Source organism: Acinetobacter sp. UBA2063 (genome assembly GCF_002333245.1).
Classification (GTDB): Bacteria; Pseudomonadota; Gammaproteobacteria; order Pseudomonadales; family Moraxellaceae; genus Acinetobacter; species Acinetobacter parvus.
The window spans coordinates 1-7,613 of sequence record NZ_DDAH01000111.1 but is presented as its reverse complement, the minus strand read 5'-3'; the positions used below and the strand labels follow the sequence as shown (position 1 = coordinate 7,613).

The following is a 7,613-nucleotide window of genomic DNA, read 5'->3' as shown; positions in this document are numbered from 1 at the left end:
TTTGTCGTGTACAGAGAAATTTTTGCATAAAAAATGCTTCATTCTTGAAGCATTTTTTATATCTGCAATCTAGTTAACATGAGTTCGATATAAAATTCTGAATAAAATATGATACTCGGAAACGTCATCCGCAACTGTTTGAGACAGGACTTTATTAGTAAAGTGCTGTTTCTGCGATTTATTAAACTAATTGGTGGTAGTCAACGAGTTTTGCGCATGACAATGGTTTTGCCTACTTTTGCCGAAACAAAAGTAGGTCGTCGAAGACATATACTGAAATTGGATGAGAACTCGGCAAGACTCCGCCAAGATAATTTTTTAGCAACAAGTTAGATAAATATTTAAATCGAACTCAAGTTAGTTATTTCAATTCATTCACCAAATCAGGATAAATCAGACCATCCACATCAACGGCGGTTTTATAGATGCCATTGTTTACATTAAACTGATTTACATGATAAGAGGACCCATAGACCGAATCAAAACTATCATTTTTTACAAAGGCTTTTTTATTGCCTGCCAAATCAAGTAAATGAGTGCCACCCACAAATTGTTCATACTGGGTAGGATCGACCCCGACTCGATTGGACATAATCTTGACCGCATCGGCATGTGTAGCAGGATCATTAATATATTTAACCGTTTTATCCCAGACCTGAATCAGCTTTTTCCATTCCTCTTTATGGGCGGATAAGTGGCTCATATTAACAGATACCCCATCATATATCAGACCTGGCTTATCTTTGGAACTATAGATAATTTTTGAACCTGCTACAGATTTTAAGGCCTGATTTGCCACAGGTTGCCACACGGCGATAGCAGATACTTCTGGGCTGGCAAATACCTGTGGTAATTCATTGGTGACAGAATTGACCAGTTTAATATCGGTTAATGGGATTTTGGCATCGGTTAAAGCAGTCGAAAGAAGTAAATGATCCACCAACCCTTTTTCGGTTGCCACCGATTTACGTTTTAAATCCGTCACTGAGTTGATACCTGACTTAGCAATAATCACGTCATTGCCTGCGGAATAATCAGTGACCATGATCATCATGCCTTTGGTTCCACCTGATGCTGTGACAAGGTTGTCACCATTGGTGGTCAGTACCGCATCCAGTTGATTGGCAGCAAAGGCATTCAGTGAAGCCGAATAGTCAAACCATTTAAATTCAACATTGAGTCCTGCCTCTTTGAGCCAGCCTTTCTCAATCGCCACTTGCCAAGCCACGAAACCAGGCCAGTCGCTATAGCCAATGGTGATCGGTGTACCTGTTGCGGTATTTTTTGTATCTTCTTTCTGGCTGGCAGTCGGTACTTTAGCTGAATTATCACAACCCGCTACAGCAAAACTCAATAGAACAGAAAGAGATAAGGATGTCATTGCATGTTTCATTACAGAACCCCCGAATAGAATGCAATCAATATATGGATGATGATTTAGAACCTGAACGTTAAAATTTCGTATTTCATCTTGCTGTGTGTATTTCTCCCTAATCATTCTGCTGGAGCGGTGGCATCACGGCATCCATCAGTTCCAGATGCCCCTTGATGACACCTTTCAGTGCAATAAATTGCTGGCTGATCTGTTTTAGATCATTGCTTTTGCCTTGAAGCAACATCACTTCCAGAATCTTTTCAGCATCAAGCTGTACACTCAGCGAGCTAATCACCTGTTCCAGATATTGATGTTGCAGATCACCAATCTGTATACGGATATTTGCCGTACGACGCTGGTATAACAGCGTCAGTGTCCCGACCATCACTGAATTATCTGAGCTATGCTGATCAATTAAGTGATGGTTGATCATGTCCACAATCGCCTGTGAACGGCTTTCATAGTGTTCTTCCACGATCTTCTGGTCTAAGGCTTCCACCGTATTTTCAGGAACAGTGATGCTGATCCGTGAAAGCTTGGGTTTACTGTTCATGCTAAACCTACTGTTTCTTGAGATTGCTGGGTTTTTGCTTGATATATAGACCTGCTCTTACCGTCATCAGATTGACTAAAAATAACTGGAGCGTTTTTAAGTACTGGTTCATGACTGGATGTTTTTTCATGGCAACCTCAGTATTACTAATTTTTTAATTCGTAATATTTAATGCAGTATCTGTGCCAGTTTTTAATAAAATTAATAAGAGTCTTTTAACCATATCTACTATTGTGGAGGCGGCATCCATGTCACCCTGCGCGATAGTAAATGACAGCAAAAATCTTCTTATAGAATGAGAAATTTTGAACATAAAAAAGCTCCATGTTTCAAGATGGAGCTTTTCTGCATCATTACAGCGAGTTTATGCAACAGGAGCTAAAGTAAACAATACCTGTCCTGTTTTAACCGTTTGCGCTTTATCAATCAGGATCTGATCGACCTGCATTTTTGCTGGCGCAACAATTGGGATTTCAATTTTCATGGCTTCAATCACAGCCAAAGTTTGCCCCTCTTCAATGACATCACCCACAGCACACTCAATTTTCCAGACTGAACCTGGCATGTGCGACTCCACCACCATACCCCCATTCGGTATGTTAATTTCTGAATCATCAACAATTATATCCAGAGCTTCAGAAACGTACTCCGCCAAGCCTGCTTCATGCCATCTTTGCCGTTCTGCTTCAAAATTGCTTTGCTGAACCTGTTTAAATGCCTGAATACTGTCCTGATTCTCCTGAAGAAAAGCATTGTATTCTTTGAGATTGAGCACACCCTCTTCAATTTTCAATTGCAAGCGACCTGCCTTAAAGTCTTCACGCATTGCCATCAATTCAGATTCAGACACCTCATAAAACTTGATCTGGTCAAAGAATCGAAGTAACCACGGCTTATGCTGCTCAAAATTCGGGTTTTGGCGATAACGACTCCATACTTGGGTTGTGCGTCCAACAAACTGATACCCCCCTGGCCCCTCCATGCCATAGACACACATATAGGCGCCACCAATACCCACGGCATTTTCAGGTGTCCATGTCCGTGCTGGATTATATTTGGTGGTGACCAAACGATGTCTTGGGTCTAACGGTGTGGCAACAGGCGCACCCAAATACACATCACCCAAACCCATCACCAGATAAGAGGTGCTATAAACAATATCTTTCACCGCCTGCTTGGATGACAAGCCATTGATACGACGGATAAATTCAATATTGTCAGGACACCATGGTGCATCAGGTCGTACCAATTGGATATATTTTTCGGTTGCCAATTGCGTTTGCGAATCTTCCCAAGCAAGGGGTAAATACACGGTTCGGGATGGCACCTGCATATTTTCAATATCAGGCAATTCAGCTTCTGCCACCTGTAATAAGCGCAATAAATCCAGTTGATCCAAAACTGAGGAATCAAAATGAATCTGGAGCGAACGTATACCCGGAGTTAAGTCAATAATGCCCTGAATATTCTGCGATTTGACCCATTGCATCAAGGCATGAATACGGAAACGCAGATTTAAGTCCAGTACCAGATCGCCATATTCTACCAATAGATATTGGTTACCTGCTGGGCGATAAGTCACGTTTGGCTTATCTGCACCTTGTTGCAAGGTTGCCAACACCGCATTTTTCAGGGTGATGGGTTCAGCGTGAATTGCTGCTGAGAAATTAACCTGAGCGGTATTTTTACTCTGCAACGCAGCCTGATAACGTTGTTCTAGTTGCTGTGCCTGCTGATAACTGACAGGAATAAATTGAACCTTGTTGCCTGCTTTCAGTTGACCGAGTTTCCATAATTCCGAATGGATCACCACCGCAGGACAAACAAAACCACCGAGACTTGGGCCATCTGGCCCCAGAATAATCGGCATGTCGCCTGTAAAATCAATCGCACCAATGGCATAGGCATTATCATGGATATTGGATGGATGTAAGCCAGCTTCGCCACCGTCAATTCGTGCCCATTCAGGTTTTGGCCCCACCAGACGAATCCCTGTACGGCTGGAGTTAAAATGAATTTCCCATTCCTGTGCAAAGAACATGGAAATATCCTGAGCAGTAAAGAAATCAGGCGCGCCATGTGGGCCATACATCACTGCAATTTGCCATGTCTGGGTAAAATCAGGAATTTGTGCGGGTTCTAATGTGGTGGTTTCTGTAGAGTGATAAGCAGAAATCGGCAACATATCACCAATCAACAGATTACGTCCTGCATATCCACCAAACTGTCCCAAAGTAAAGGTGGCTTGACTGCCCAAATAGTCAGGTAATTTTAGACCATTTTTAATGCCGATATAGCTGCGACATCCTGTGATAATGCGCCCGCATTTCAGCACTTGTCCCTTACGGATATTAATGGTTGTCCACATTGGCACATCGACACCATCCAGTGTTACCTGCATGTGACCGCCTGTTAAGGCAATTTGACTATCACAATGAAATTTCAGTGTTGGCCCTTGCAAGGTACATTCCAGAGCTGCGGTATTGAATGGATTGCCCAACAATTGGTTGGCAACATTCAGGCTTAAGGCATCCATTGCGCCTGATGGCGGCACACCGACATCCCAATAGCCCAAGCGCCCTGTGACATCCTGTACCGCCGTTTGAATGCCTGCCTGCAATACTTCAACTTTTTCAGTTTTCCATTCAAAGCTATTCAGAAAACGTGTGGTCTGTGTACCTGCATGAAACACATCACAACCCACAATATTCTGTAAATATTCCAGATTGGTTTCGATGCCTGCAATTTCCGTATTGCTTAGGCTATTTTGCATGGCTTGAATTGCCTGCTCCCGATCAACCGCCGTGACGATAATCTTGGCAATCATCGGATCATAAAATGAGGAAACGTTCGATCCTGTTTCTACCCATGTTTCCACTCGTGAATCTGCATCAAACTGAACACTGGTGAGCAATCCTGCGCTCGGCTGGAAATTTTTAATTGGATCTTCAGCATATAAACGCACCTGAATCGAATGTCCTTTTGGCTCAGAAAGTTCAGTTGGTGCAACCCAGTCACCACTGGCAAGCGTGACCATCCATTCAACCAGATCCAACCCAAACACTTGCTCAGTCACGCCATGCTCAACTTGCAGACGGGTATTGACCTCAAGGAAATAAAATTGCTGGGTATCGGTGTCCATCACAAATTCAACCGTGCCCGCAGAACGGTATTGCACCGATTGCATCAATTGAATGGCAACTTTTTGAATATATTCTCGTTGTTCAGCATTAAGATGTGGCGCAGGCGTTTCCTCAATCACTTTCTGGTTACGGCGTTGCACCGAGCAATCACGTTCGCCCAAAGCAAGAACCTTGCCCTGACCATCGCCAAAAATCTGTACCTCGATATGGCGGGCATTTTGTACAAATTTTTCTAAATATAAGCCTGCATCTTTAAAGTTGGCTTGTGCCAAGTAAGAAACCGTTTGATAGGCTTCCTGCAATTCGGTTTCATTCCAGACTAGACGCATGCCGATACCGCCACCACCTGCGGTACTTTTCAGCATCACGGGATAACCAATACGGCTGGCTTCAGCAATTGCTTCCGCTTCATCCTTAAGCAGTTGACTCCCTGGCAATAATGGCACGTTGTTTTCAATCGCCAATTCACGGGCAGTATGCTTTAAGCCAAAATCCCGCATTTGTTGCGAAGTTGGGCCAATAAACACAATGCCCTGTTGCTCGCATAAATCACAAAAAGTGGCATTTTCTGAGAGGAAACCATAACCAGGGTGAATCGCCTGTGCGCCTGTTTGCTTGGCAACCTCAAGAATTTTATCAATATTTAAATAGCTTTGCTGTGCCGCAGAATCGCCAATAAACACCGCTTCATCGGCCAGTGTGACATGCAAGGAATCCCGATCCGCTTCGGAATACACTGCAACCGATTGAATGCCTAATTTTTTCAGGGTACGAATAATACGACAGGCAATTGCGCCACGATTGGCAATCAGAACTTTATTAAACATGGCTCAACTCCTCCGCTTCAAGAACAATCAGTTGAATAGGCGTTGGGTTATAGGCATTACATGGATTATTCAGTTGCGGACAATTGGAAATTAATACAATTAAATCCATTTCCGCCCGAATCTCGACATATTTTCCTGCTGCGGAAACCCCATCATCAAACATTAAATGCCCTGCTGGCGTCACAGGCACATTCATAAAGAAATTAATATTGGGTCCTAAATGGCGCACATTCAGTTGATGTTTATGGGCAAGCGGATGCTTGGCAAGCGCATACATAAAATTATTACGGCAACTGTGCATTGGATATTTATCATGGGCATAACGCACAGTATTGCTTTCACAGGAACACGCACCGCCCAAAGTATCGTGTCGTCCGCAATTATCCTCAACAATGGTGGCAATAGGACGGGCAAAATTACTATACAAAGTCGTCCCTTGCTCCAGATAAATTTGCTGGTTTTGGGTCAGAGTATCGGTTGCGCTATAACGTTCATCAGGATTTTCTGCACTGATAAACAAGGTATCCACCGCCTGATTGCCCTCTAAATCAACGATACGAAACAGTTGTCCTTTTTTGACTTCGCACATCCATGCTTCGCCTGCTGGACACACTTCATCTAAAACCGTATTTTGAAATTGTAATGTGGTCATGATTTTTTCCTCAAAAATTAAACAGATAAAGCGTAATAGCGGGCATTGTTGGCAAAACCACGCTGATTTTGAGGACAGGAATCACGACACACATCGGATTCAGCTAAGGCATTAGCCTTGAATAAACGGAGTTGAACATCGGCAGGTTGATAGCTTTCAGAGGTATCCAGCGCATGTGGTGCAGCCGATAAAAATAGCAAACAATCCATTTCGAAACGTAACTCAATGCTTTGCTGGGTTTTATCTTCCTGAACATAGGACAATTTGCCTGCCTCATCAGGAATAACCTTAGAAAAGAGATTCACACAAGCGGTTAAATCAGCCTGTTTTAAACCAAACTTGGCAAACTCAACCAACAAGCCATTCAGGCCACTTTGATACATATCATTGCGGGCATCCTGAAAGCTTTGAATGCCAAATTGCTGTTGAATTTGTGCAGGCGTACTTGGGCTACAAAATACATCATTCCAGCCATGACCATCCTGAACAATCGATGCCATCACCCGCCCCAAATCAGAATACAGCACATGTCCCGTCGATAAAAATGCAGTGTGCTGTGCCTTTAAACTGTCAGGCATATTGAAGCGTTCCAGTTTATCTTCGGCATTGACACAATAGAGCGAAACATTGGCATTTGCACCCAGTGGCTCAAATTGCAACACTGCCCCACGCTGAATCCGACCCGACCAGTGATGGCCACCGAGTAATTTTTCTTGCCAAAGTATTTGATTATTATGATAAATAGATGGATGCATAACAAAACCTCTTAGGATGATTTGACCTCGTTATGGCAAAATGCCGATCCTCCCGGGCTTTTATCCCTCCGTGTAGTTCTGCCGAACCGTTCTCTCTCGGTCCAGTCATGTGCAAAACACATCGGAACCCTAGACAACTTTTGATCTATTTATCTAAAAGCAAAAGACATGCCATTTTAGTAATACTATTTTTAGGAAAAGTATTACTTAATATAAGTTCGATCTCTGTACACGACAAAAATAGATAACTCATTGAAATAATGTCACAATAATTGTTTTCTAACGACGAATACTATGACACATCTCAA

At 43.0% G+C, this 7,613-nt stretch carries 6 protein-coding genes and 1 riboswitch; all 6 genes read right to left on the bottom strand.

Annotation, left to right across the window (positions count from 1 at the left end):
• Positions 1 to 361 precede the first annotated feature (361 nt).
• Positions 362 to 1,393, bottom strand: coding sequence for an ABC transporter substrate-binding protein (locus B4H32_RS04930; RefSeq protein ID WP_004758173.1), 1,032 nt, complete (start codon positions 1,391 to 1,393; stop codon positions 362 to 364).
• Positions 1,394 to 1,490: 97 nt separating this feature from the next.
• Positions 1,491 to 1,928, bottom strand: coding sequence for a CopG family ribbon-helix-helix protein (locus B4H32_RS04925; protein ID WP_004680873.1), 438 nt, complete (start codon positions 1,926 to 1,928; stop codon positions 1,491 to 1,493).
• Positions 1,929 to 1,935: 7 nt separating this feature from the next.
• Positions 1,936 to 2,058: a hypothetical protein gene (locus B4H32_RS04920; RefSeq protein ID WP_004680874.1), complete on the bottom strand. Its 123-nt coding sequence runs from the start codon at positions 2,056 to 2,058 to the stop codon at positions 1,936 to 1,938.
• A gap of 234 nt (positions 2,059 to 2,292) precedes the next feature.
• Positions 2,293 to 5,898: an urea carboxylase gene (gene uca / locus B4H32_RS04915; RefSeq protein ID WP_286800470.1), complete on the bottom strand. Its 3,606-nt coding sequence runs from the start codon at positions 5,896 to 5,898 to the stop codon at positions 2,293 to 2,295.
• Entirely contained in the window at positions 5,891 to 6,550 is a 660-nt protein-coding gene (locus B4H32_RS04910) for an urea amidolyase associated protein UAAP2 (RefSeq protein ID WP_004680877.1), read from the bottom strand. Before B4H32_RS04910 ends, uca begins: the two co-directional genes overlap by 8 nt.
• 17 nt (positions 6,551 to 6,567) lie before the next feature.
• Positions 6,568 to 7,305 carry an urea amidolyase associated protein UAAP1 gene (locus B4H32_RS04905; protein WP_004680879.1) on the bottom strand — a complete coding sequence of 246 codons (738 nt, stop codon included), beginning with the start codon at positions 7,303 to 7,305 and terminating at the stop codon, positions 6,568 to 6,570.
• A gap of 47 nt (positions 7,306 to 7,352) precedes the next feature.
• Positions 7,353 to 7,449, bottom strand: a riboswitch (guanidine-I (ykkC/yxkD leader).
• Between the last annotated feature and the right edge of the window lie 164 nt (positions 7,450 to 7,613).